Source organism: Pseudomonas sp. FBCC-B1565 (assembly GCF_059133265.1).
The window spans coordinates 3,692,116-3,714,427 of the sequence record NZ_CP101438.1; the positions used below are offsets into that span (position 1 = coordinate 3,692,116).

Genomic DNA, 22,312 nt, shown 5'->3' on the forward strand with positions numbered 1-22,312 from the left:
CGCTGCCCTGCGGGAAACAATGCCGAACACTCTCGCCCCGATCGTCCGTACGCTCTCCAACCGCACCAGTCTGTCGCTGACACGTACCTCCCTGTTCAATTTCACGGCCCTGTTGGTCCTGGTCTTTGCAGCGGCAGCTTATTCGCTGATCTACCTGGCCCATGAACTGGACCACGCCGAGCAAGAGGAAAGCGCGTTTTACACGCGTAAAGCCGTGCAGTCCCTGGAAAAATCCTTGCGGGTCACCGTCAAGGACTACGCCTTCTGGAGCGACGCGTACAAGCACTTGCACCTCAAGGTGGACACCGATTGGGCCTACGGTCGCGGCAACGTCGGCGCCACACTGTTCCAGGATTTCGGCTTCCAGGGCCTGTTCGTGGTCAACGATGCCAACCGCACGGTGTACGCCGTCGTCGAAGGCCAACTACAACCCATTGACCTAAGCGACTGGCTTGCCCAGCCCATCACGCAGGTGCTGGAACAGGCACGTGCCGGGGCTGAGCAGGAGCTGCCGGTCACCGCCTTCATCAACGTGCATGGCAGCCCGGCACTCGTGGCTGCAGCCGCCATCACGCCAGGCACCGACCCCACGGTGAAGATGGATGGGCGCCCCGCATCGGTACTGGTGTTTGTCGACATCCTCGACAGCGCCCAACTGGCCCTGATCGGCAATGATTTCGGCGTCAATCAACTGCATATCGCCAGCGCCGATGAGATCGGCAAGACCTTGCTGGTTCCTCTGGGCGACAACGGTGCTGCCGGCAGCCTGCATTGGCAGCCAGCGCGCCCGGGTGTGCGGTTGATGGGCGTGGGCTTGCCGCTGCTGGGCCTGGCCGCGTTGCTGGTATGCCTGATGACCTGGGTGATCCTGCGCCGCGCCAGCGCCGCCGCCCTCGCCCTGGATGCCAGCCATGCCTCGCTGCAAGACAGCCAGGACGCGCTGACCACCAGTGAAGCGCGCTTTCGCGATGTGGTGGAAGCCAGCTCCGACTGGGTCTGGGAAATCGATGCAGCCTGGCGCTTCACCTACTTGTCGGAACGCTTCGAGAACGTGACCGGCCTGGCCCGCCGTGCATGGATCGGCGCCGCCATCAACGACCTCCTGGACACGGAAGCCGGCGCGCTTTCGCAATGGCTGAACACCCCCAGCCGCACTGCGGACATCAGCGTGCAGTGCCGCTATGTCGACGCCCAGGGCCAGGAACGCACCACCCGGCTGGCCGCGAGGCAAATGCCCTGTGGCGGCTTTCGTGGAACCGCCACCGACGTGACCGAGGAAGTCGAAGCACGGCGGCGCATTGAATTCCTGTCCGAACACGATGCTCTCACCGGGTTGGCCAACCGTACGCGCCTGCAAGCGTTCCTCGACGACAAGCTCAAGGCGCTGCCAGCGTCAGGCCAACCGTTGGTCATGCTCAGCCTGGACCTGGACCGCTTCAAACCGGTCAACGATCTGCTCGGCCACGCCGCCGGCGACCACGTGCTCAACGAAGTGTCGACCCGCCTGGCCGATTGCGTGCGCCACGGCGACCTGGTGGCACGGGTGGGCGGCGATGAGTTTGTGTTGATCCTCACGAATGCGGGCACCCAGGACGATGTCGAGTCCCTGTGCCTGCGCTTGATCGAGTCCGTCGAACAGGCGGTCAGGGTCGGCGAGCAGGAAGTGTTCGTCAGCGCGAGCATCGGCATCGTGCTGGCCCCCGACGATGCCAGCGAAGTCGCCGAACTGCTGCGGTATGCCGATATCGCGCTGTACGAAGCCAAGGCGGCCGGCCGCAATACCTGGCGGTTTTACTCGGGGGAGATGAATGCACGGATCATCGAGCGTCGCCGCCTGGAAAGCGACCTGCGTTTTGCGATCAAGCACAATGAACTGCGCCTGCACTTCCAGCCGCGCTATCGCATTGCCGATGGACAGATGGTCGGTGCCGAAGCCCTGGTGCGCTGGCAACACCCACAGCGCGGGCTGATTCCACCCGACACCTTCATCCCGATTGCCGAAGAGTCCGGGCTGATCCTGGCGCTGAGTGATTGGGTACTGCAAACCGCCTGCACCAGCGCCGCCCAGTGGCCCGAGGCATTGTTTGTGTCGGTGAACCTGTCGTCCACGGAGTTCAAGCGTGGCGACCTGGTGGAGCGCATTCGCAATGCCCTCACGGCGTCGGGGATCGAGCCGGCGCGGGTCGAACTGGAAATCACCGAAAGCGTGATGCTCGAAGACGCGGCGGGCGCACTGGCGGTGATGCACACGCTCAAACGCCTGGGCATACGCATTGCCATGGATGACTTCGGCACCGGCTATTCCTCGTTGAGCTATCTGCGGGCCTTCCCCTTCGACGGGTTGAAGATCGACCGCAGCTTCCTCAGCCGCCTCGAAGACAGTGAGGATGACAAGGCGATCATCCAGGCCATCGTCGGCCTGGGGCGTGCCCTGGCATTGACGGTGACCGCCGAGGGCATCGAGACCGCCGGGCACCTGGCAATGCTCCGGGCCGTGTCCTGCGACGAAGGCCAGGGCTACTACCTCAGCCGGCCGTTGGATATCGACACGTTCAACGGGCTGCTCGGCACTAGCGGAAAAACTGACTCGGCGTCTTGCCAAACTGTTTCCTGAACATGCTGGTAAACGCACTCGGGCTGTCGTAACCCAGCTCCAGGGCGATATCGATCACCTTCTCGCCCACCGCAATGCGTTCCAGCGCCAGCAGCAAACGTGCCTGTTGGCGCCATTGGCCGAAGGTCATGCCGGTTTCCTTGCGGAACAGGCGCTGGATGGTTTTCTGGTCCAGGTGCAGGCGCTCGCTCCAGTGCGCCACGGTCGAGGCATCGCCCGGCTCTTCCTGCAACGCCAGGCAGATGCGCTGCAGGCGCGGGTCGGCGGGCTGCGGCAAGGACAGCGGCAACGCCGGCAGGATCGCCAGTTCGTCGAGGATCAGGTGCATGATCCGCGCATCCCGTGAGTCTTCGGCGTACGGCGGCTTCAGGCTCACGGACGCCTTGATCAGCTCGCTCAGCAACGGCGAGATACTCACGGTTTTCGGCTCGCCGGGCATATTCGGGAAGCGATCCGGGCGCACAAACACGCTGCGCATTTTCAGGGTGCCTACGCAACGCAGGGAATGCACTTGCCCGGCGGGCATCCAGATGCCACGGTTGGGCGGCACGGTCCACTGGTTCAGCGCCGAGTACACCACCATCACGCCTTCGATGGCGTAGAGCAGTTGATGCTTCTCGTGGCTGTGGTCGGGGATCACCCAGTTTTCCGGGTAATCGGTGGCGGAACTGATGACAGCCCAGGCGCCTTCGTTGATTTCCTGAAGAAATTCATCCAGTGGTTTGATCATTTCGCCCTTTTCGCGATAGTTGCCGCCCCAATTGCGTGAGACAGGCATTCCTGACAAATCTAGCATGAACGCCGAATCATTTTGTAATGGATGGCGACCTTAAGAAGTTGCCGCCTCTGATTAGCTGCCTTGTATGGAATGCCTGCATGTCGACCCTTACCGCGTCACCCGCCGCTGCAACCATTACGCCCCAGGCCAGCCCCTTGGTCATGCGCATCCTCGGCGCCTGCGCCCTGGCCCACTTGATCAATGACCTGATCCAGGCCGTGCTGCCGTCGATCTACCCGATGCTCAAGGCCAACTATGGCCTGACATTCACCCAGGTCGGCCTGATTACCCTGACCTTCCAGTTGACCGCCTCCCTGCTGCAGCCGTGGATCGGCTATCACACCGACCGCCACCCCAAACCCTGGCTGCTGCCGGCGGGCATGGTGTGCACCCTGATCGGCATCCTGATGCTGGCGTTTGTCGGCAGCTTCCCGGCGATCCTGCTGGCGGCGGGCTTGGTGGGCGTGGGTTCGTCGACCTTCCACCCGGAAACCTCCCGCGTTGCGCGCCTGGCCTCTGGCGGTCGCTACGGCCTGGCGCAGTCGACCTTCCAGGTCGGCGGCAACACCGGCAGCGCCTTGGGCCCGTTGCTCGCCGCGGCGATCATCATCCCCTACGGCCAGGGCCATATCGCCTGGTTCGGGCTGTTTGCCGTGTTCGCCATCCTGGTGCTGTACGGCTTGAGCCGCTGGTACCGCCACCACCTCAACCTGTTCAAGCTCAAGCAAGGCGGCAAAGCCACCCACGGTTTGTCCAAGGGCCGCGTGACCTTTGCCCTGGTGGTGCTGGCCGTACTGGTGTTCTCCAAATACTGGTACATGACCAGCCTGACCAGCTACTTCACCTTCTACCTGATCGAGAAGTTCCAGCTGTCAGTCGCAAGCTCGCAGATGTACTTGTTCCTGTTCCTCGGCGCAGTGGCCGTCGGCACCTTTGCCGGTGGCCCGATCGGCGACAAGATCGGCCGCAAGAAAGTCATCTGGTTCTCGATCCTCGGCGCGGCGCCGTTCACCCTGGCCCTGCCCTACGTCGACCTGTTCTGGACGGCGGTACTCAGCGTGGTGATCGGGTTCATCATCGCGTCGGCCTTCTCGGCCATCGTGGTGTATGCCCAGGAACTGGTGCCCGGCAACGTGGGCATGATCGCCGGGATCTTCTTCGGCCTGATGTTCGGCTTCAGCGGGATTGGCGCGGCGCTGCTCGGCCTGCTGGCGGACACCCACGGCATCGAGTACGTCTACACACTGTGTTCGTTCCTGCCGCTGGTGGGCATCCTGACGATCCTGCTGCCCTCGACCAAGGGCGCCTGACCTGCCGATCATCGCCTGGCCGTGTGCTATCACCCGGAATGCTCTGAAAAACCTGCGTGTGCGCTTACAATCCCGGTTCTAAACGCACACCAGGCAGACCCGGCAAGACATGACGCTCGACCCTCCCACGATTTTGGCACTCACCGTTGCCCTGGCAGCCGCTGCCGCCCTGTACCTGGCCGTTGAATGGCGCAGCGTGCGCGAACCTTCGCTGCTGTGCTGGAGCGCCGGTTTCGCCACCATTACCGTCGGTTCCACCCTCGCCCTGCTGCGCCTCAATGGCTACCTGATGATCGGCATCTGGTTCGCCAACGGCTTGCTGGTGACCGCGCACTTCCTGTTTTTGCTCGGCGTGGCGCGGTTCACCCAAACGCGGCTGTCGCCCATGTGGTTGCTGATGCTGCTGGTCTGGCTGGGCATGCTGATGTTGCCGGCCGATCCGTCATGGTCCAAAGCCATGCTGGCGGTGCAGTCCCTGTTAGTAGCGCTACCGACCCTGCGCGCCAGCTTTTTGCTGCGGCCCCATGGCAAGTCGCTGAGCATCGGCGCGGTGCAGTTGCGCTACGTGCTGCTGATCCATGGCGCGTTCTATGTGGCCAAGGCGCTGTCGGTATTGATCCCCGGCACCTTGATCGACCTCGCCGCCTTCAAGGGCGAGATCATCCAGATTTCCCTGGTGGAAGGCGCCATGGCGATCATGCTCATCGCACTGTCGATGACCGGCTCCGAGCGCTATCGTCGCGAACAACAGATCGCCCGCCTCGCCGCCCGCGACCCGCTCACCGCCCTCTATAACCGCCGCGCCCTCGACCTGCGCGCACCACGCTTGCTCGCCCAGGTTTCACCCGCCCAACCGGGTGCCCTGTTGCTGATCGACATCGACAACTTCAAATCGGTCAACGACCTCCACGGCCACACTGCCGGCGACCGCCTGCTGATCGCCCTCAGCGAAATGATCCGCAGCGTAGTGCCCCAGGGCGCGCTGGCCGCACGCCTGGGCGGGGATGAATTCGTGATCCTGCTCAACCCGGCGTCCACCGAACAGATCGTCGAACTGGGCAGCAGCCTGCGCGACCAGTTCCAGCAACTGGCCTCGCAGACCTTCACCACGCCTGCGCCGGTGACCCTGAGCATTGGCGCGAACCTGTTCGACCAACCGCCACCGAGTTTGACGGTGTTGATCGAGCAAGGGGATACCACGCTGTATGAATCCAAGCGCGGTGGGCGGGACAGTATTCGTTTGGTGGATCGGACGGGGTCGAGTTCGTACGGCTAAAGGTCGTAACTCACCGCCACACTGCGCCCTGTCCTCACCGACTCCAACGCACAATCCGCCAAATGCAACGCATACAACCCATCCCGCACGCTGGTGGGCAGCGCCGTACCGTTGTTCAGCGCATCGATGAACTGCGTCAGCTCATTGCGATACGCATCGGCATAGCGCTCCAGGAAAAAGTGCTGCAATGGTTCCAGCGCCTCGGTGTGCTCGGCACTCCAGTGGCGCAGGGTGCTGGGGCGGTGGTTGTCGGTGAGCAGCACGCCGGTGGCGCCGGAGACTTCGACGCGCTGGTCGTAGCCGTACACCGCCTGGCGGCAGCAGTTGATATGGCATTGCTTGCCGGAGGCGGTGCGCAGCAGCACCATCACGCTGTCGTAGTCGTCGATCTCGGCCAGGCTGGGGTCGACCAGGCGACTGGCGATGGCGCTGACTTCTACCGGTTCTTCGCCGAGCAGGTGGCGGGCGGTGTCGAAGTCGTGGATGGTCATGTCGCGCAGGATGCCACCGGAGTGAGCCAGGTAGTCACGCGGCGCCAGGCCGGGGTCGCGGCTGGTGATAATGACTTGGCGCACCGTGCCGATCTGCCCGGCATCGAGGACCGCGCGCAGGCGCAGCATGTCGGGGTCGAAGCGCCGGTTGAAGCCGAGCATCACCCGGCCACCCTGGCGCTCCACTGCCTGGGCAGCGCTGCGGGCCTTGGCGATGTCGAGGTCGATGGGTTTTTCGCAGAGCACCGCCTTGCCTGCGGCGACCGCCGCCAGCAGCAGGTCGATATGGGTGTCGGTGGGCGTGCCGATCACCACGGCGTCGATGTCTTTGCGGCTGAGCACGGCGGCGCAATCGTAGGCCGCCTCGCACCCCAGTTGGGCACTCAATGCATCGACGCCTTCGCGCCAGGGGTCGGCTACCAGCACCAGTGTGGCGTTGGGATGGGCGGCGATGTTGGCGGCGTGGATCCTGGCGATGCGCCCGGCACCCAGAACGGCGATTCTCAGCATGGTCGAACTCCTGATGTTGTTATTGAGGGAGTAGTCAGTCCGGCAAGTTGAACGGCGTGACGATCTGCACCTGGGACGGCGCAATCGGCCCGGCCCTCCAGAGCCGGTGGTAGTGCAGGATGTGCAGGAACACGTGGCGGGCATCGATCTGCAGGTTGTGGTCGATGATCGCGGCGACCTTTTCTTCGCGCAGCAATTGGCGGTTTTCTTCGTCGAGGTCGTGGCCGATGAACACCTCCAGCGGCCGATTCAGGGCGGCGAACGCGTCGACAATCGCGCGGTTGCCGCCGCCGACGCTGTACACCGCCTTGAGCTCGGGATGCTGTTGCAGCGCCTGGGTCACCCGCTCGAAGGTGCGGTCGTACACGCCGTAGCCGCCACTGACGTCGAGCACCCGCAAGTGCGCCGCACGCCCACGCAGCCAGGCCCGAAAGCCCATCTCACGCTCTTCTTCACCACGGAACAGTTCGCTGCCGATCACCACGGCTACGTCCTGGGGCTGTGCCGGCAGCCAGCACGACATCAGGTAGGCGGCCGTCTGGCCGGCGGTGCGGTTGTCCATGCCGACGTAGCCGATGCGCTCGCTTTGCGGCAGGTCCGTGACCAGCGTCACCACCGGAATCCCCGCCGCGATCAGGTGCTTGACCGCCAGGTTCACCGCCGGCTCATCGGCGGCCTTGAGCACCACACCCTGGCTGCCGGTGTCCAGGCAGCGCAGCAGTTGGTCGTGCATGGCCTGGGGTTCGATCTCTTCAAACAGGTGGAAGCGCGGGGCAATGCGGAACGGCGCCAGGCTGCCCAGTTGCGCGGTGATCGCCGTCTGTACCGCGGTGCTGAAGCGCTTGGGCGTGTGCATGATCACATCGACGTGGAACGTGCGCCCCACCGCCAGGCCGTTTTTCTCCTGGGACTCCAACTCCTCCAGCGCCTGCTCGATACGCCGCCGGGTCTGCGCATGCACGCTGCCACGCTGATGCAGCACGCGGTCGACCGTAGCTTTGCTCAAACCGGCCTGGGTCGCCAGCTGCTTGATGGAGAAGTGTTTGGCGCGTTCGAGCATGGAGCCTCGCTTGAGGTGTTTTTGAGGTGTTTTTTGGGCATTACTGAGGTTTTGCAATGCTAGTCTCAGTTTTGTCCGGCGTCGAGCCGGGCGATGAACAACAACAAAAATTCCGGGAGAACTGCATGCCTAACACCGATCTCGCCACGTCGTTCAGCGGCCAATATTTTGTCGTCACCGGCAGCACCCAGGGCCTGGGCGCGGCGGTGGCCCGTACCCTGGCACAGCGTGGCGCCGCCGGGCTGATCATCTGCGGGCGACGTCGCGCCCAGGGCGAAGAGCAGGTGCGGCAGTTGGCCCAGCTGGATTGCCAGACGTTTTTTGTCGAGGCGGACCTGGAGAAGGTCGAGGATTGCCGCGCGATCATCGATGCGGCGCGTACCCACTTCGGCACCCTGCATGGGCTGGTGAACTGCGCGGGGATGTCGGATCGCGGCACCATCCTCGACACCTCGCCCGAGCTGTTTGATCGGCTGATGGCGGTCAATGTGCGGGCGCCGTTTTTCCTGATGCAGGAAGCGCTGAAGCTGATGATCAGTAAAGGCGTGGAAGGCGCGGTGGTGAACATCCAGAGCGTCACCGGGCATGGCGGGCAATCGTTCCTGAGTGCCTATGCCGCGTCCAAGGGCGCGCTGGCGATCCTCACCAAGAACGTGGCATTCAGCGCCCTGCGCAATCGCATCCGGGTCAATGGCCTGAACATCGGCTGGATGGACACACCCCACGAAGATGACATCCAGCGCCAGTACCACGGTGCCCAGGATGGCTGGCTGGAAAAGGCCGAAAGCGCGCAGCCGTTCGGGCGTCTGCTCAAGCCCGAAGAAGTGGCGCGCAGCGTGGCTTTCCTGCTGTCCAGCGAGTCGGGAATGATGACCGGCTCGGTGATCGACCTGGAACAAGGCGTGGTCGGCTGTACCGACGGCGGCAGCCCGCAACCGAATCAGGCGCTGGAAGGTGTGTGATGTCGGCGTTCGTGACGGAACAGGCCGTGCGCCTGGCGGACTTCAGCGAGATCTGTGCGCAACGCGTGAGCCGAGAGGATTACCCTCTGTGCGCTGAAGTTCAGAGCAATGTGCCGATCTATCAGGCCCACACCCTGCGCAATAGCGACCGCCTGGCGGTGATGAATGAACTGCACCGCCTGTTCCGCGAGGGGCCTGGGGTGATGGTGGTGCGCCAGGCCTACGAAGACCTGGAGGTGGTCGACCGCCACAGCCAGGTGTTCGAGGCGATCTTCGCCCATGAGGCGGCGCAGGGCGTGGCGGCCGATCACTTTGCCAAGGCTGGCAGCAACGGGCGCATCTGGAATTCATTGCAGAAAACCGCGTTGCAGTCGCCGAAATCCTTTGTGGAGTACTACGCCAACCCGCTGTTGGGGTTGATTGCCGAGGCGTGGCTGGGGCCGAGCTATCAGGTCACGGCGCAGGTCAACGTGGTGCATCCCGGTGGCCAGGCCCAGCAACCGCACCGCGATTACCACCTGGGCTTTCAGACCAATGATGTAGTGGAGCGCTTTCCCCTGCCCCTGCACCTGCTGTCCCAGTACCTGACGTTGCAAGGCGCGGTGGCGCACTCGGACATGCCGCTGGAAACCGGCCCGACCCAGTTGCTGCCGTTTTCCCAGCAATACGCCCTGGGTTACCTGGCGTGGCGGCGTCCGGAGTTTATCGACTATTTCCAGCAGCACGCCGTGCAACTGCCGCTGAACAAGGGCGACCTGCTGTTCTTCAACCCGGCGCTGTTCCATGCCGCCGGCACCAACCGCACAGCCGACCGCCAACGCATGGCCAACCTGTTGCAGATTTCCTCGGCGTTCGGCAAGCCCATGGAAGCCCTCGACCGCGACCGCATGATGCTGGCGGTGTACCCGGCCTTGCTGGACAACACCGCACTGGATGCCCAGGCCGTGGCGGCGGTGATCGCCTGCACCGCCGACGGCTATTCCTTCCCCACCAACCTCGACACCGACCCGCCCTTGAAGGGCCTGGCCCCGCAAACCGGGCAGCAACTGATGCAGCAAGCACTCGACGAACGCTGGCCATTCCCGGCGTTTGCCGCTGCCGTGGAGCAACTGCGGACCAAGCGCCAGGCGTGAACCCTCTGTTTCAACAACAACAAAAACAACGGAGCACCATCATGAATAAGCAACTCCTTGCGGCACTCCTGACCCTGGCGATAAGCCCCTGGGCGCTGGCCGATATACGCATCGGCGTGAGCATCGCCCAGGTCGACGACGTCTTCCTCGCGCAGATGCGTGACTACATGGCCGCCCACGCCAAGCAACTGCCCGGCGTGACCCTGCAATTCGAAGACGCCCAGGGCGACGTGGTGCGCCAGCTCAACCAGGTACAGAACTTCACCGCCCAGGGCATGGACGCGATTATCGTCAACCCGGTGGACACGGCCGCCACGCAAAAAATGACCGCCAACGCCCAGCAAGCCAAGACGCCGCTGGTGTACGTCAACCGCCGCCCGGATGCCCAGCAGTTGCCACCGGGCGTGGGGTATGTGGGCTCGGACGAGGTCAAGGCCGGTGAAATCCAGATGCGCTACCTGGCCGAGAAAATGGGTGGCAAGGGCAACCTGGCGATCATGCTCGGCTTGCTCTCCAACAACGCCACGCACAATCGGACGCTGGGGGTGAAGACCGTGCTCAAGGAGTACCCCGACATCAAGATCGTCGAGGAACAGAGCGCGGAATGGCAGCGCAGCAAAGCGATTGACCTGATGAACAACTGGATCGTATCCGGGCGCAAAATCGACGCGGTGGCGGCGAACGCGGATGAGATGGCGATCGGCGCGGCCATGGCGATCAGCCAGGCGGGCATGCAGCCGGGCAAGGACATCCTGGTAGCCGGCAGCGACGGCGGGGCTGCCGGGCTGGATGCGGTGAAGAAAGGCCAGTTGCTGGTGACGGTGTATCAGGACAACAAGGGCCAGGCCCTGGGCTCGATTGACCTGGCAGTGAAGATGGTGAAGAAGGAGCCGTACACGGCTGAACTGACCATTCCCTATCAACAGATCACCCAGGACAACTACCAGGCCTTCCTCAACCCTTGAGCCGAACGAACCTGTTGTGGCGAGCGGGCTTGCCCCGCGTTGGGCTGCGAAGCGGCCCCTTTCAAAACCGCTGCGGTGTTTCAGTTGAACCGCGACATCAGTTATTGGGGCTGCTGCGCAGCCCAACGCGGGGCAAGCCCGCTCGCCACAACAAGCCCTCTCACCAGAGGGCGTTTGCGTCAACCGGTCTTCTCGCTGAACGTCTCAAGCCCATTCACCACCAGATAAAGCAAAGGTCCCACCGACACAAACACCGCCGTCAGCACAAAGTACGGCACCACCGAAAGTACCGAAAGCCCCCGCCGCCGCGCATCCCGGTACATCCACACGCACGCCAGCAGCGCCATCAAATACAGGTCGATCACCACTTGCGCGGTGTCCGGTCGCGACATCAATTCGCGCCCGAACGCCAGCAGCGACTGCTCGGCCGTCAGCAGAGTGAACAGGGTGTATGACGAAAACAGCAGCAAACCGACCAGCGCAACACGGGATCTTTTCATGGGTTGTTCCTTGGGGTGATCAAGGCCCACGTTAGTGATAAGGTTCGGCCCCTCGCAATGACCTCGGAGGTCATGATTCCGCCATGGACACCCCTGCCACCGCCGGCGAACAGCTGCGCCACTTGCGCCGGCAAGCCCGGCTCAGCCAGCTCGACCTGGCCCTGATCACCGGGGTGTCCCAGCGCCACCTCAGTTGCCTGGAAACCGGCCGCGCCAAGCCAAGCCCGGGCACCTTGCACAACCTGCTGACGGCACTGGAGGCACCGCTGGACCAGCGCAACCGGGTGTTCCTCGCCGCCGGCTACGCCCCGCGCTATAGCGCCACGCCACTGGCCTCACCGGCGATGGCCGCGATTCGCGAAGCGGTCAGCCATGTGCTGCACGCCAACAACCCCGCGCCGGCCATCCTGCTGGACAGCCAGTGGCAGGTGTTGGCGGCGAATGCCAGCACCGCCGTGCTGCTTGAACTGGTGGGCATCCCGCCCGATTCAGCCGAGGGCTTAAACCTGCTCACCACGCTGTTGCAGTCGGGCGGCCTCGGCGATCACCTGACCAATGCCGACGAGATCCGCACCCTGGCCTGGCAGCGCGCCACCCGTGAGGCGCTGGGCAATCCTGAACTGGCCGCCCTGCTGGCGCGTTTGCCGACGCCGGCCAGCACCGAGTTGCCCGCCGACATGCCGCCGCTGGTACTGACGCGCATCCGTTCAAGCCGGGGCGAATTGAGTTTTCTGTCCACCTTCACCACCTTCGGCATGCCTCAGGACATTACCCTCTCCTCCCTGCGCATCGAACATCTGATTCCCGCCGACGACGCCACCTGGCAGGTGATGCGCGCGGCCTATGCGAGTTATGCCGCGCTGGTTTTGTGAAATATCTGTACGTAGACTGCCGCCATACCCCCACCTGAAGGCGGCGAAAAAAACGTGATGCAAGTTACCGAAGTCTCCATTGCCCAATTGCGCGCGGCGCTTGAATCCGGCCAGACCACGGCCGTTGAACTGGTAAAAGCCTACCTGGCGCGGATCGAGGCCTATGACGGTCCGCACACCGCCACCGCCTTGAACGCCGTGGTGGTGCGCAACCCCGCAGCGCTCGAAGAAGCCGAGGCGTCCGATGCACGCCGGGACAACGGCGAAACCCTGGGGCCTTTGGATGGCATTCCCTACACCGCCAAGGACAGCTACCTGGTCAAGGGCCTGACCGCAGCGTCCGGCAGCCCGGCGTTTGCCGACCTGGTCGCCCAGCGCGATGCGTTCACCATCGAGCGCCTGCGCGCCGGCGGCGCCATCTGCCTGGGCAAGACCAATATGCCGCCGATGGCCAATGGCGGCATGCAGCGTGGCGTGTATGGCCGGGCGGAAAGCCCGTATAACGCCGACTACCTGACGGCGCCGTTTGCTTCCGGCTCATCCAACGGAGCCGGCACTGCGACGGCGGCGAGCTTTGCGGCGTTTGGCGTGGCCGAAGAAACCTGGTCCAGCGGACGCGGCCCGGCGTCCAACAATGGCCTGTGTGCCTACACCCCGTCCCGTGGGGTGATTTCGGTGCGCGGCAACTGGCCGCTCACGCCGACCATGGACGTGGTGGTGCCGTACGCGCGCACCATGGCCGACCTGCTGGAAGTGCTCGACGTGGTGGTGGCCGAAGACCCGGACACCCGTGGCGACCTGTGGCGCCTGCAACCCTGGGTGCCGATCCCGAGCGTCACCTCGGTGCGCCCGGCGTCTTATGCTGACCTGGCCGTGACTGCCGAATCCCTCGCCGGTAAACGCTTTGGCGTACCACGCATGTACATCAACGCCGACCCCGACGCCGGCACCAGCGAAAAACCCGGCATCGGCGGCCCCACCGGGCAGAAGATCAACACCCGCGCCAGCGTGATAGACCTGTGGAACGATGCCCGCCAAGCCTTGGTGGCGGCCGGCGCCGAAGTGATCGACGTGGATTTCCCGCTGGTGTCCAACTGCGAAGGCGATCGCCCCGGCGCGCCCACTGTGTTTACCCGTGGGCTGGTGTCCAAGGAGTTCCTGCACGATGAACTGTGGGAACTCTCGGCCTGGGCCTTTGATGATTTCCTGCGCGCCAACAACGACCCGGCGCTCAACCGCCTGGCGGATGTGGACGGGCCGAAGATCTTCCCCCACGACCCGGGCACCCTGCCCAATCGCGAAGACGACCTTGCGGCCGGCATGGACGAATACGTGCGCATGGCCGAGCGCGGCATCACCCCGTGGGACCAGATCAGCACCCTCCCCGACGGCCTGCGCGGCCTGGAACAAACGCGCCGGGTCGACCTGGAAGACTGGATGGACAAGCTTGGCCTCGACGCCGTGCTGTTCCCCACCGTGGCCGACGTAGGCCCGGCGGATGCCGATGTGAACGAAGCCTCCGCCGACATCGCCTGGAGCAACGGCGTGTGGGTGGCCAACGGCAACCTCGCCATCCGCCACCTGGGCGTGCCGACCGTCACCGTGCCCATGGGCGTGATGGCCGATATCGGCATGCCGGTGGGGCTCACCTTTGCCGGGCGCGCCTATGATGACTCTGCGTTGCTGCGGTTTGCGTCGGCCTATGAGTCGACCGGCAGCAAGCGCCTGGTGCCCCCGCGTACGCCGGCGCTTTAACTCAAGGCATGGGCACGGCAATCAACAGGATTGCCGTGCCATGGGCCAGCGTCGCCGCCAGCACGCCATAACGCATACGCACCAGCGCGCAAGCCAGCCCTTCCAGCAGGGTAAACAGCAACACCGGCCACCCCAGTTCAGTCAAGCTCAAGGCCAGGAAAGCATGGCAGGCCGCAAAAGCTACGCCGCTGATCAGGGCCGCACGCAACGGCGCTACCTGCTGCTCCAGATAGCCCTGCAAAAACCCACGAAACAACACCTCCTCCAACGCATTGGCGCCATAGGCCAACACGACCATGCCCGGCAGCCATACCCAATAACCCACAAGCGCTGACGCTTCGATGCCCTGGTACAACCGCAGCGGCACACCGATCAAGCCACCAACCGCGAGCCCGATCATCAGTCCCGCGACACGCGGCCCCCTGGACCAGACGATCAGCGCCGCCAAGTCAGGTGCCACCCGCACAAGCGCCGTAATCAATAACACCGATAAACCACCCAATGCTGCCAGCACCAAGGTGTTGGCCGTGAAGGCAAGCTGCACCTCGCTGCCCAGCGACCACAAGCCCAACGGCGTCATCACATCGCGCATCAGCACGAACGCCATCAACAGAATCAGGATGCGCAACGCCGTCAGCGACTTGGGCGTGAGCGCGAACCACAGGCCGAACAACAGCAGCCCCGGTGCCAGGTACGTGCTGTAGTGGATCAATACCACCATGCCTTGGGTAATCATCGATCGCTCAGCCGTGCGCCAGCGCAATCATTTCGATCTCCACCGCCGCCGACTTCGGCAGCTGCATCACGCCAATCGAGGTCCGCGTATGCACCCCGGCGCTGCCGAGAATCTCGTGCAACAGGTCCGACGCGCCGTTGGCCACTTCACTCTGCTGATCAAAATCCTCGGCACTGCGCACGTACACGGTGATGCGCGGGATGGCCTTGATCTGGTCCAGCGAACCCAGGGCCTGCTGGAGCAACCCCAGGCAGCGCAACGCGCTGATGCCGGCGGCGACTTGCGCCTGGGCGAGGGTCAGGCTGTCACCGACCTTGCCCGGCAGCACGATGGCATCGCCGACACGCGGGATCTGGCCGCTGATGTACAGGTGGTTGCCATCGCGGACCAGCGGCGTGTAGTTGCCACCGATCTTGAATTCATTCAACTGATAGCCGATGCGCAGCTGGGCGGCCTGGTATTTTTCGTCGCGGGTCATGGGCGTGCATCCTCGTTGCGACGTTGCCACTCATCCACCACGTCGCCCAGGGTCTTGGGCCTATCGTTGCGAATCCAGGCCATGAAGGGCCGGTCGAACTTGAACCCTGGGCCGCAGTGCTCAAGCATGAAGCGGCGCACGTTCTGAGTGTTTTTGTAGTGGGGGGTGACGGGGGTGTCGCGGGTGATGGGGTCGCTGTGCCAGTCAAAATCCATGTTGTCTCTCGGGCGCCGTGGGGTTTCGGCGCTAGCATAGCGATGTGCTATCCGCACAGGAAGTGAGCTGTGATTCAACTTATGTGTTGGGACATCGTACAAGATAAAGGCTTGCTTATATTGCCTTAAGCCCAGCCCTTTCAAGGTCTTTGAAAAAACGGCCATACCTGCCTGATACCCTCCCATCAAGGGTGAACACTACAACTGTGGCGAGCGGGCTTGTCCCGCGTTGGGCTGCGAAGCAGCCCCAGCACCAGCGGCCTAAGAATGCCTGGTTCAGCGCACTTCCCCTTCCAGGGTCGCTTCGCAACCCAACGCGGGGCAAGCCCGCTCGCCACAGAAGACTCATCGCCTGTTCTATCTGAAGACCTTGAAAGGGCTGACCTCAGTGCCGAAACTTTTCTGGATATTTCAAAATTTCACTTTCCTTCCCCCTCTGAAATATTGCATGGTTGTACGACGACTTACCCCGTCGTGCCAGCCCCCAACAACAATAAGGAAACACCCATGCAAAACGTCAAAGTGCTGATCGGCTTTCTGTGCCTGTTCAGCGGCTATGTCGCAGCAGCGCCTGCCCCTGCCGAAAAGGACGTGGCCCAAGCGGTCGACCAACTGACCCAGGCCATGCTGCACCTGGACCTCAAGCAGCTTCACGCGCTGACGTCCGACAAGCTCACCTACGGTCACTCCAGCGGCAAGGTGCAGAACAAAGACCAATTCATCGCTGACCTGGAAACCCACACCAGCGCGTTCAAGACCCTGGAAATGCAGAACCAGACCATCACCCTGCAAGGCGACACTGCACTGGTGCGCAACCACTTCCACGCTCTGGCCGTTAACAGCGGTGTAGAAGTGCCCACCGATATCGACAACTTCCAGGTCTGGCAGAAGCAAAAAGGCAAATGGCTGCTGATCGGACGCCAGGCCTACAAGTACTGATGCCCAGCGGTGAGCCGCTGACCCCGGCTCACCACGCCACCACCTTGCGCACCTTCAACAACGCCTCACGCAGCGCCGGCAGCGCCACCGAGCCCAAGGCCAAACGCAACGCATGCGGCACATGGGTCGACACGGCAAATGGCTCGGCGGTAGACACGGAAATGCCCTCGCGCTGCAAGCTCATGGCCACCTGATCGGCCCGCGCCTCGTCCGCCAGGGGCAACCACAGGAAATACGAAGAAGGATGGCTCACGTACGCCAGTCCCTTCAGCACCTGCGCCGCCAAGGCCTGCCGCGCCTGGGCATCCTGGCGCTTTTGTGCTTCCAGTTGCGCCACCGTGCCATCCTCCAGCCAGGCCACCGCAATGGCGCTCATCACACCCGGCACGTTCCAGGTGGTGGCCATGAGGGTGCGCTCCAGTGGTTTCACCCATTCCATCGGCGCTGCGACAAACCCGACCCGCAACCCGGTCGCGACGCTTTTCGACAGCCCGCCCACATACACCGTGCGCTCCGGTGCCAATGTCGCCAGCGGCGGCGGCGCTTCTTCGGCCAGGAACGCGTAGGCCGCGTCTTCGATGATCAGCAGATTATGCTGGCGGGCGATGGCGACCAAGCGTTCGCGCTGGGCCATGTCCACCACCCAGCCCAATGGATTGTGCAGGGTTGGCATGCTGTACACCGCGCGCACCGGGCGTTTGCGACACAAGTTGTGTAGCGCGTCCACGTCCGGCCCCACCGGCGTGACCGGGATCGCGACGATTTCCAGGTGCAGGGTTTCGGCCAGCACCTTGAACCCCGAATAGGTCAAGGCATCCACCGCGATCACATCGCCGGGCTTGAGCAACGCCATCAGCGTCACCGCCAGGCCGTGCTGGGCGCCACTGACCAGCAGCACCTGCTCGGCGTCCACCCTGAGCCCGCGACTGAGTAAGTGCCGCGCAACCGCCGCGCGCTCATGCAAGCGGCCGGCATGGGGCTGGTAACGCAACAGGGCTTCGAGGTCGCCGCAGAGCGCCAACTGGCGCAGCGCCGTGCGCAACCTATCCGCCTGGCCCGGCAACGAAGGGTAATTGAAGTTCAGGTCGAGCATGCCCGGCGCCACCGTCATCTGCCCACTGCCCTGCCCCGGCGGCAGCGAGATTTCGCGCACGAAGGTGCCACGCCCGGCTTCACCGCTGACCAGCCCCATCCCCTCAAGCTCCGCATACACCCGGCTGGCGGTGACCAGGGCCAGGCCATGCTCGGCGGCCAGTTGCCGGTGGGTTGGCAGCCGTGTGCCGGGCGGCATTGTTCCGCTGCGGATGGCTTGGGCAAAGGTATCGACCAACGACTTGTAGCGGGCGCGGGGCATTGGGCTGTATCCATGACAATTTTTTGATTGTATTAATCCTCACCCCTAGGATGGCTGCAACGCAACCCCTCCTTGTCCGGACGCCTGATCATGCAACGCACCTCCTCTCTTGACACCCTGAATGGCAGCGCCCAAGGCTGGATCAACGGCTTTATGGGCGTGGTGATCTTCAGTGGCTCCTTGCCCGCCACGCGCCTGGCCGTAATGGAGTTCGACCCGGTCTTCCTCACCATGATTCGCGCGGCCATCGCCGCCCTGCTGGGCGTACTGCTGCTGTGGCTGTTCAAGGAAAAACGCCCCGTACGCCAGCAGTGGGTGCCCCTGGCAATCGTCGCCCTGGGCGTGGTGATCGGCTTCCCGCTGCTCACCGCCCTGGCCCTGCAATACGTGACCTCGGCCCACTCCATCGTGTTCATCGGCCTGCTGCCGTTGGCCACCGCGGTATTTGGTGTGCTGCGCGGCGGCGAGCGTCCGCGCCCGGTGTTCTGGCTGTTTTCGATCCTGGGCAGTGGGCTGGTGATGGGTTATGCCTTCGCCCAGGGCTTGAGCGCCGCACCCGCCGGCGACCTGCTGATGCTTTTGGCCGTGCTGGTCTGCGGTCTGGGCTATGCCGAAGGCGCCAAGCTGTCGCGTAGCCTCGGCGGTTGGCAGGTGATCTGCTGGGCGTTGGTGGTGTCGATGCCGGTAGTGGTGCCATTGAGCCTAGTGCTGGCGCCGGCGAGTGTGCGCGACATCAGCCTGCCCGCCTGGCTCAGCCTGGGCTACGTGTCATTGTTCAGCATGCTGATCGGTTTTGTGTTCTGGTATCGCGGGTTGGCCCAGGGCGGGATCGCCGCCGTCGGCCAGTTGCAATTGCTGCAACCCTTCTTCGGCCTGGCGCTGGCGGCGGGCCTGCTGCATGAGCAGGTCAGCCTGGGCATGGTGCTGGTCACGGTCGCGGTAATCGGTTGCGTGGCCGGTGCAAAGAAGTTTGCCCGTTAACGCTGCGGCGCGACCACCTTGAACTTGATGTTGATGTCATTGGACACCACGCTGTTGCCGGCCCATTCGCCCTCGCCGATCCTGAAGTCGCCGCGCTTGAGGATGAACTCACCGTCGAACACCCCAATGCCGCTCTGCTCCTTGAGCACCACGTCGACGTCCACCGGGCGCGTGGTGCCCTTGATGGTCAGGTTACCGCTGATCTGGTAGCGGTTATTCCCCAACGCCTTGACCCCGGTGGATTCATACACGCCCACCGGGTAGGTCGCGGTATCGAACCAGGAGGCGCGTTGCAGTTCGTCGTTGGCATCCGGGCTGCCGGCGTCGATGCTGGCGAGCTGGATCTTGAGCAAGGCATGCCCGGCTTCCGGCTGTTGCGTATCGAAGGTCAAGGTGCCCTCGAAGTCGCTGAACGTGCCATACACCCGCTGCCCCAATTGCTTGTAGGTGAAGCTGATCTGGCTGGCGGTGCGGTTGACGTCCTTGTACTCCACCGCCTGGGCGCTGGCGCCGTAGGCAAGGATCAAGGCCAGGACGGCGGCCGGGGACATTCGACGTTTCATGCAACGCTCCGCGACAGGTAAGAACACAGTATCGAGCTAACACCTCATACCAGGGATTTATTCCCATCGGGCGTTTGTCCTGCTAAACAGAGTAGTCGCCCCACAACAATAAGGACGCTGCATGCACGCCCCATCGCTCCAGGACATCACCGCGCCGGAAGGCATCTGCTACGGCTGCGGCGGCAGCAACCCCCATGGCCTGCACATCAAGAGCCGCTGGGACGCGGACGGTATCCACCTGGTGGCCGAGCACCTGCCCGAGGCAAAGTACACCGGCTGGCCCGACCTGGTCTACGGCGGCCTGATCGCGATGCTGGTGGACTGCCATTCCAACTGGACCGCCATGGCCTACCACTACCGCGCCGAACACCGCGAACCCGGCAGCCTGCCGCGCATCGATTGCGTGACCGGCAACCTCGGCATCAAGTTCATCAAGCCGACCCCCATGGGCGTCACCCTCACCTTGCGCGCCCGCGTCGACGGCGACGTGGGGCGCAAGACCCGCGTGATCTGCGAGGTGTACGCCGGTGACGTGCTGACCGCCGTGGGCGACTCGATCTTCGTGCGCGTCGACACCGGCCAACTGGCCGCCGCCGCCCATGGCCGTGACAGCTGATCCTGGTCTACATTGATGGCCACCGCTAATCGAGGACTGCACCGATGACTCGTCTCACCGCGAAAGACTTTGCGCCCGAACTGCTGGAACTCTACGACGGCTACGCCCACGGCAAGCTCAACCGTCGCGAATTTCTCGACCGCGCCGCCCTGTTCACCTTTGGCGGTCTCACCGCCTCGGCCCTGCTCGCAGCCCTGAGCCCCAACTACGCCCTGGCCGAACAGGTGAAATTCACCGACCCGGACATCGTCGCCGACTACATCACCTACCCGTCGCCCAAAGGCAACGGCAGCGTGCGCGCCTACCTGGTGCGCCCGGCCAAAGCGGCGGGCAAATTGCCGGCGGTGGTGGTCGTCCATGAAAACCGTGGCCTCAACCCCTATATCGAAGACGTCGCCCGGCGCCTGGCCAAGGCCGGCTTTATCGCGCTGGCGCCGGATGGCCTGACCTCGGTGGGCGGCTACCCCGGCAACGACGAAAAAGGCGTGCAACTGCAACAGACCGTCGACCCAACCAAACTGATGAACGACTTCTTCGCCGCCATCGAATGGCTGATGCACCACGACAACAGCACCGGCAAGGTAGGCATTACCGGTTTCTGTTATGGCGGTGGCGTGACCAATGCGGCAGCCGTGGCCTACCCGGAACTGGGGGCGGCCGTATCGTTCTACGGGCGCCAGCCGGAAGCCAAGGACGTATCGCGCATCAAGGCGCCGATCATGCTGCATTACGGTGAGCTGGACACGCGGATCAATGAAGGTTGGCCGGCGTATGAAAAGGCCCTGAAAGCAGCCGGCACAACCTATGAGGCGTACATCTACAAGGGGGCCAACCACGGTTTTCACAATGATTCGACGCCGCGTTATGACGAAGCGGCGGCGAACCTGGCGTGGGAACGTACGCTGGGGTGGTTCCGCAAATACCTGGCCTGACTGCCCCCTGTAGGAGCGACCTCAGTGTTCCAGTGCATAGCGCCGGCAATGGTTGAGGTAGCCCTGCTCATGGCTCCCTACCAGTTGCACCACGCTGGTCCATAGCCACGACGGCGCATCCAGCTGTTTGGAGCGGTTCTCCTGCAATACCGCCATCCAGTCCTTGCGTGTATCGCGATCCATCTGCCGGGCATGGGCGATACCGACCACCCGTGCCAGGTAACCGGCGGCGTGCATGGCGTCGATCTCGCTCAACTCGTCCAGTTCCAGCTTCATATCCTGGGGCAACAGTTCACGGATGAAAAAACCATTGTCCAGCATGCGCGTCGCCACCATGCGTTCACCCAAACCAGGCGACAGCTGGCGGGCGCCCTCCACCACCCGGCGGCCATTGTCCCGGGGCATCTTCGCCCGTGCCGCACGGGGCGCCGCCGCGCCGACGGCCTGTTTGATATCGATCAGGCAATATTCCTGGTCATCCTTGTCGCCCACGCCGAGCAAGGCGGCATAACGCTGCAGGCCCAGGGAGCTGCAGCCCTTGACCCAATAGGCCGAGTCCAGCAACTCGACCCTGGCGTCCTTGGGGCGGCCTTTGAGTGACGTCACCAATTGATGGATGTCGGCCGAGGCGCAGAGCGTTTCCAGTGCGGTTTTTTCGGCCCGTGACAGCGACCAGAAATGCTTGCCCAAGGGAATGCTCGGGCGAGCATTTTCGATGCGCTCACGCGCCAGGTTCTTCCAGGTGCGCTCCACCGCGCTGCGCATGCCCGCCTTGACCTGGGACGGGCGCGGCGGCGCGGCGTCGGGCTTGTCTTTGAACGCCTGTTCGTAGCCCACCATCATTTCTTCGAGCATGCGCGCACTGGTAACCCCCGGCAGGTCCGAGCCGCGCGCAGCGGTGGCCAGGGACAGCGCCAGGCGCACCAGGTCGTGGGCCGGGTTGCCGATCACCGTCTGGTCAAGGTCGCGGATATGCATATCGATGCGGCCCTTGATATCGCCGGTAGGCCCCAGGTTGCCGGCGTGGCAGTCGCCGCAGATCCAGATCGCCGGGCCATGGGGCAAGCGGCGCCCGCTCTGGCTGTGCAGCCATTCGTAGAATTGCACGGTGCTGCCGCGCACGTAGGCGTGGGCAGAGCGGGCCATTTTCAGGTTACGTAGTTGGGTCAGGTGCGGCAGGCGGGCGGAGGGGCGCGGTATCTTCATGGAAAAACTCAGTGCAGGTGTTGCGGTAGAGCGCTGGCCCTCGACAAATGTTTCATTATGTTTCAA

22 protein-coding genes are annotated in these 22,312 nt (G+C 63.7%); 12 read left to right on the top strand and 10 right to left on the bottom strand.

The genetic code is table 11. From position 1 onward, the window contains the following. The first annotated feature begins 19 nt into the window (after positions 1-19). A complete protein-coding gene (locus NL123_RS17350; protein WP_494355902.1) occupies positions 20-2,614 on the top strand; it encodes a bifunctional diguanylate cyclase/phosphodiesterase in 2,595 nt (864 codons plus the stop codon). Here the strand turns inward: NL123_RS17350 and NL123_RS17355 are convergent. Beyond that, positions 2,571-3,392, bottom strand: coding sequence for an AraC family transcriptional regulator (locus NL123_RS17355; protein ID WP_248488158.1), 822 nt, complete (start codon positions 3,390-3,392; stop codon positions 2,571-2,573). The genes NL123_RS17350 and NL123_RS17355 overlap by 44 nt on opposite strands. Before the next feature lie 98 nt (positions 3,393-3,490). On the opposite strand from NL123_RS17355, the gene NL123_RS17360 reads away from it, so the two are divergent. Both NL123_RS17360 and NL123_RS17365 read left to right on the top strand, forming a co-directional pair. Further along, positions 3,491-4,702: an MFS transporter gene (locus NL123_RS17360; RefSeq protein WP_494355903.1), complete on the top strand. Its 1,212-nt coding sequence runs from the start codon at positions 3,491-3,493 to the stop codon at positions 4,700-4,702. A gap of 109 nt (positions 4,703-4,811) precedes the next feature. After that, positions 4,812-5,978 carry a GGDEF domain-containing protein gene (locus NL123_RS17365; protein ID WP_248488156.1) on the top strand — a complete coding sequence of 389 codons (1,167 nt, stop codon included), beginning with the start codon at positions 4,812-4,814 and terminating at the stop codon, positions 5,976-5,978. On the opposite strand, the gene iolG is transcribed toward NL123_RS17365, so the two are convergent. Together iolG and NL123_RS17375 are read right to left on the bottom strand one after the other, a co-directional pair. Then, positions 5,975-6,979: an inositol 2-dehydrogenase gene (iolG, locus tag NL123_RS17370; RefSeq protein ID WP_248488155.1), complete on the bottom strand. Its 1,005-nt coding sequence runs from the start codon at positions 6,977-6,979 to the stop codon at positions 5,975-5,977. The genes NL123_RS17365 and iolG overlap by 4 nt on opposite strands. Positions 6,980-7,013: 34 nt before the next feature. Next, positions 7,014-8,039, bottom strand: coding sequence for a LacI family DNA-binding transcriptional regulator (locus NL123_RS17375; RefSeq protein ID WP_494355904.1), 1,026 nt, complete (start codon positions 8,037-8,039; stop codon positions 7,014-7,016). Between the two features lie 125 nt (positions 8,040-8,164). Here NL123_RS17375 and NL123_RS17380 point away from each other — a divergent pair, with 125 nt between their 5' ends. From NL123_RS17380 to NL123_RS17390, 3 genes are read left to right on the top strand one after another with little or no spacing between them, the layout of a single operon-like run. Further along, positions 8,165-9,001: an SDR family oxidoreductase gene (locus NL123_RS17380; protein WP_494355905.1), complete on the top strand. Its 837-nt coding sequence runs from the start codon at positions 8,165-8,167 to the stop codon at positions 8,999-9,001. Next, positions 9,001-10,134 carry a phytanoyl-CoA dioxygenase family protein gene (locus NL123_RS17385; protein WP_494355906.1) on the top strand — a complete coding sequence of 378 codons (1,134 nt, stop codon included), beginning with the start codon at positions 9,001-9,003 and terminating at the stop codon, positions 10,132-10,134. The genes NL123_RS17380 and NL123_RS17385 overlap by 1 nt, the downstream gene beginning before the upstream one ends. Before the next feature lie 41 nt (positions 10,135-10,175). Continuing rightward, positions 10,176-11,099, top strand: a complete 924-nt coding sequence (locus NL123_RS17390) for a sugar ABC transporter substrate-binding protein (protein ID WP_494355907.1) — start codon at positions 10,176-10,178, stop codon at positions 11,097-11,099. A gap of 179 nt (positions 11,100-11,278) precedes the next feature. Here NL123_RS17390 and NL123_RS17395 read toward each other — a convergent pair whose 3' ends face one another. After that, positions 11,279-11,599: a DUF2834 domain-containing protein gene (locus NL123_RS17395; protein WP_494355908.1), complete on the bottom strand. Its 321-nt coding sequence runs from the start codon at positions 11,597-11,599 to the stop codon at positions 11,279-11,281. Positions 11,600-11,682: 83 nt separating this feature from the next. Here NL123_RS17395 and NL123_RS17400 point away from each other — a divergent pair, with 83 nt between their 5' ends. Next, complete coding sequence (locus tag NL123_RS17400; RefSeq protein WP_248488149.1) at positions 11,683-12,471, top strand: helix-turn-helix domain-containing protein; 789 nt, start codon at positions 11,683-11,685, stop codon at positions 12,469-12,471. A gap of 54 nt (positions 12,472-12,525) precedes the next feature. Continuing rightward, a complete protein-coding gene (locus NL123_RS17405) occupies positions 12,526-14,226 on the top strand; it encodes an amidase (RefSeq protein ID WP_248488148.1) in 1,701 nt (566 codons plus the stop codon). Position 14,227: 1 nt separating this feature from the next. Here the strand turns inward: NL123_RS17405 and NL123_RS17410 are convergent, their stop codons facing one another. From NL123_RS17410 to NL123_RS17420, 3 genes are read right to left on the bottom strand one after another with little or no spacing between them, the layout of a single operon-like run. After that, on the bottom strand, positions 14,228-14,962 hold the full coding sequence (locus NL123_RS17410; protein ID WP_494355909.1) for a CPBP family intramembrane glutamic endopeptidase: 735 nt from the start codon (positions 14,960-14,962) through the stop codon (positions 14,228-14,230). 7 nt (positions 14,963-14,969) lie between these two features. Beyond that, complete coding sequence (locus NL123_RS17415; protein WP_494355910.1) at positions 14,970-15,440, bottom strand: RidA family protein; 471 nt, start codon at positions 15,438-15,440, stop codon at positions 14,970-14,972. Continuing rightward, the gene (locus NL123_RS17420) at positions 15,437-15,655 is read right to left on the bottom strand and encodes a DUF6434 domain-containing protein (RefSeq protein WP_248488146.1); all 219 of its coding nucleotides are present in this window, start codon (positions 15,653-15,655) and stop codon (positions 15,437-15,439) included. The genes NL123_RS17415 and NL123_RS17420 overlap by 4 nt, the downstream gene beginning before the upstream one ends. A gap of 507 nt (positions 15,656-16,162) precedes the next feature. Here NL123_RS17420 and NL123_RS17425 point away from each other — a divergent pair. Further along, entirely contained in the window at positions 16,163-16,594 is a 432-nt protein-coding gene (locus NL123_RS17425; RefSeq protein WP_058424070.1) for a nuclear transport factor 2 family protein, read from the top strand. 28 nt (positions 16,595-16,622) lie between these two features. Here NL123_RS17425 and NL123_RS17430 read toward each other — a convergent pair whose 3' ends face one another. Continuing rightward, positions 16,623-17,948, bottom strand: coding sequence for an aminotransferase-like domain-containing protein (locus tag NL123_RS17430; protein WP_494355911.1), 1,326 nt, complete (start codon positions 17,946-17,948; stop codon positions 16,623-16,625). A gap of 90 nt (positions 17,949-18,038) precedes the next feature. Between NL123_RS17430 and NL123_RS17435 the strand changes: the two genes are divergently transcribed. Further along, a complete protein-coding gene (locus NL123_RS17435) occupies positions 18,039-18,929 on the top strand; it encodes a DMT family transporter (protein WP_494355912.1) in 891 nt (296 codons plus the stop codon). On the opposite strand, the gene NL123_RS17440 is transcribed toward NL123_RS17435, so the two are convergent. After that, the gene (locus tag NL123_RS17440; protein WP_494355913.1) at positions 18,926-19,492 is read right to left on the bottom strand and encodes a YceI family protein; all 567 of its coding nucleotides are present in this window, start codon (positions 19,490-19,492) and stop codon (positions 18,926-18,928) included. The genes NL123_RS17435 and NL123_RS17440 overlap by 4 nt on opposite strands. A gap of 121 nt (positions 19,493-19,613) precedes the next feature. Between NL123_RS17440 and NL123_RS17445 the strand changes: the two genes are divergently transcribed. Both NL123_RS17445 and yghX read left to right on the top strand, forming a co-directional pair. Next, a complete protein-coding gene (locus NL123_RS17445; protein WP_248488142.1) occupies positions 19,614-20,108 on the top strand; it encodes a PaaI family thioesterase in 495 nt (164 codons plus the stop codon). A 44-nt stretch (positions 20,109-20,152) separates the two neighbouring features. Beyond that, positions 20,153-21,040: a YghX family hydrolase gene (gene yghX / locus NL123_RS17450; protein ID WP_248488141.1), complete on the top strand. Its 888-nt coding sequence runs from the start codon at positions 20,153-20,155 to the stop codon at positions 21,038-21,040. A gap of 21 nt (positions 21,041-21,061) precedes the next feature. On the opposite strand, the gene NL123_RS17455 is transcribed toward yghX, so the two are convergent. Continuing rightward, positions 21,062-22,246: a DUF2252 family protein gene (locus NL123_RS17455; protein WP_248488140.1), complete on the bottom strand. Its 1,185-nt coding sequence runs from the start codon at positions 22,244-22,246 to the stop codon at positions 21,062-21,064. Positions 22,247-22,312: the final 66 nt, after the last annotated feature.

What these genes read in the sequence shown, in the direction of transcription:
- yghX (WP_248488141.1), top strand. Translation starts at nt 20,153, where the DNA reads ATGACTCGTCTCACCGCGAAAGACTTTGCGCCCGAACTGCTGGAACTC.
- NL123_RS17350 (WP_494355902.1), top strand. Translation starts at nt 20, where the DNA reads ATGCCGAACACTCTCGCCCCGATCGTCCGTACGCTCTCCAACCGCACC.
- NL123_RS17415 (WP_494355910.1), bottom strand. Translation starts at nt 15,440, where the DNA reads ATGACCCGCGACGAAAAATACCAGGCCGCCCAGCTGCGCATCGGCTAT.
- NL123_RS17390 (WP_494355907.1), top strand. Translation starts at nt 10,176, where the DNA reads ATGAATAAGCAACTCCTTGCGGCACTCCTGACCCTGGCGATAAGCCCC.
- NL123_RS17455 (WP_248488140.1), bottom strand. Translation starts at nt 22,246, where the DNA reads ATGAAGATACCGCGCCCCTCCGCCCGCCTGCCGCACCTGACCCAACTA.
- NL123_RS17425 (WP_058424070.1), top strand. Translation starts at nt 16,163, where the DNA reads ATGCAAAACGTCAAAGTGCTGATCGGCTTTCTGTGCCTGTTCAGCGGC.
- NL123_RS17355 (WP_248488158.1), bottom strand. Translation starts at nt 3,392, where the DNA reads ATGCCTGTCTCACGCAATTGGGGCGGCAACTATCGCGAAAAGGGCGAA.
- NL123_RS17365 (WP_248488156.1), top strand. Translation starts at nt 4,812, where the DNA reads ATGACGCTCGACCCTCCCACGATTTTGGCACTCACCGTTGCCCTGGCA.
- NL123_RS17420 (WP_248488146.1), bottom strand. Translation starts at nt 15,655, where the DNA reads ATGGATTTTGACTGGCACAGCGACCCCATCACCCGCGACACCCCCGTC.
- NL123_RS17445 (WP_248488142.1), top strand. Translation starts at nt 19,614, where the DNA reads ATGCACGCCCCATCGCTCCAGGACATCACCGCGCCGGAAGGCATCTGC.
- NL123_RS17410 (WP_494355909.1), bottom strand. Translation starts at nt 14,962, where the DNA reads ATGATTACCCAAGGCATGGTGGTATTGATCCACTACAGCACGTACCTG.
- NL123_RS17360 (WP_494355903.1), top strand. Translation starts at nt 3,491, where the DNA reads ATGTCGACCCTTACCGCGTCACCCGCCGCTGCAACCATTACGCCCCAG.
- NL123_RS17375 (WP_494355904.1), bottom strand. Translation starts at nt 8,039, where the DNA reads ATGCTCGAACGCGCCAAACACTTCTCCATCAAGCAGCTGGCGACCCAG.
- NL123_RS17435 (WP_494355912.1), top strand. Translation starts at nt 18,039, where the DNA reads ATGCAACGCACCTCCTCTCTTGACACCCTGAATGGCAGCGCCCAAGGC.
- NL123_RS17380 (WP_494355905.1), top strand. Translation starts at nt 8,165, where the DNA reads ATGCCTAACACCGATCTCGCCACGTCGTTCAGCGGCCAATATTTTGTC.
- iolG (WP_248488155.1), bottom strand. Translation starts at nt 6,979, where the DNA reads ATGCTGAGAATCGCCGTTCTGGGTGCCGGGCGCATCGCCAGGATCCAC.
- NL123_RS17430 (WP_494355911.1), bottom strand. Translation starts at nt 17,948, where the DNA reads ATGCCCCGCGCCCGCTACAAGTCGTTGGTCGATACCTTTGCCCAAGCC.
- NL123_RS17440 (WP_494355913.1), bottom strand. Translation starts at nt 19,492, where the DNA reads ATGAAACGTCGAATGTCCCCGGCCGCCGTCCTGGCCTTGATCCTTGCC.
- NL123_RS17385 (WP_494355906.1), top strand. Translation starts at nt 9,001, where the DNA reads ATGTCGGCGTTCGTGACGGAACAGGCCGTGCGCCTGGCGGACTTCAGC.
- NL123_RS17395 (WP_494355908.1), bottom strand. Translation starts at nt 11,599, where the DNA reads ATGAAAAGATCCCGTGTTGCGCTGGTCGGTTTGCTGCTGTTTTCGTCA.
- NL123_RS17400 (WP_248488149.1), top strand. Translation starts at nt 11,683, where the DNA reads ATGGACACCCCTGCCACCGCCGGCGAACAGCTGCGCCACTTGCGCCGG.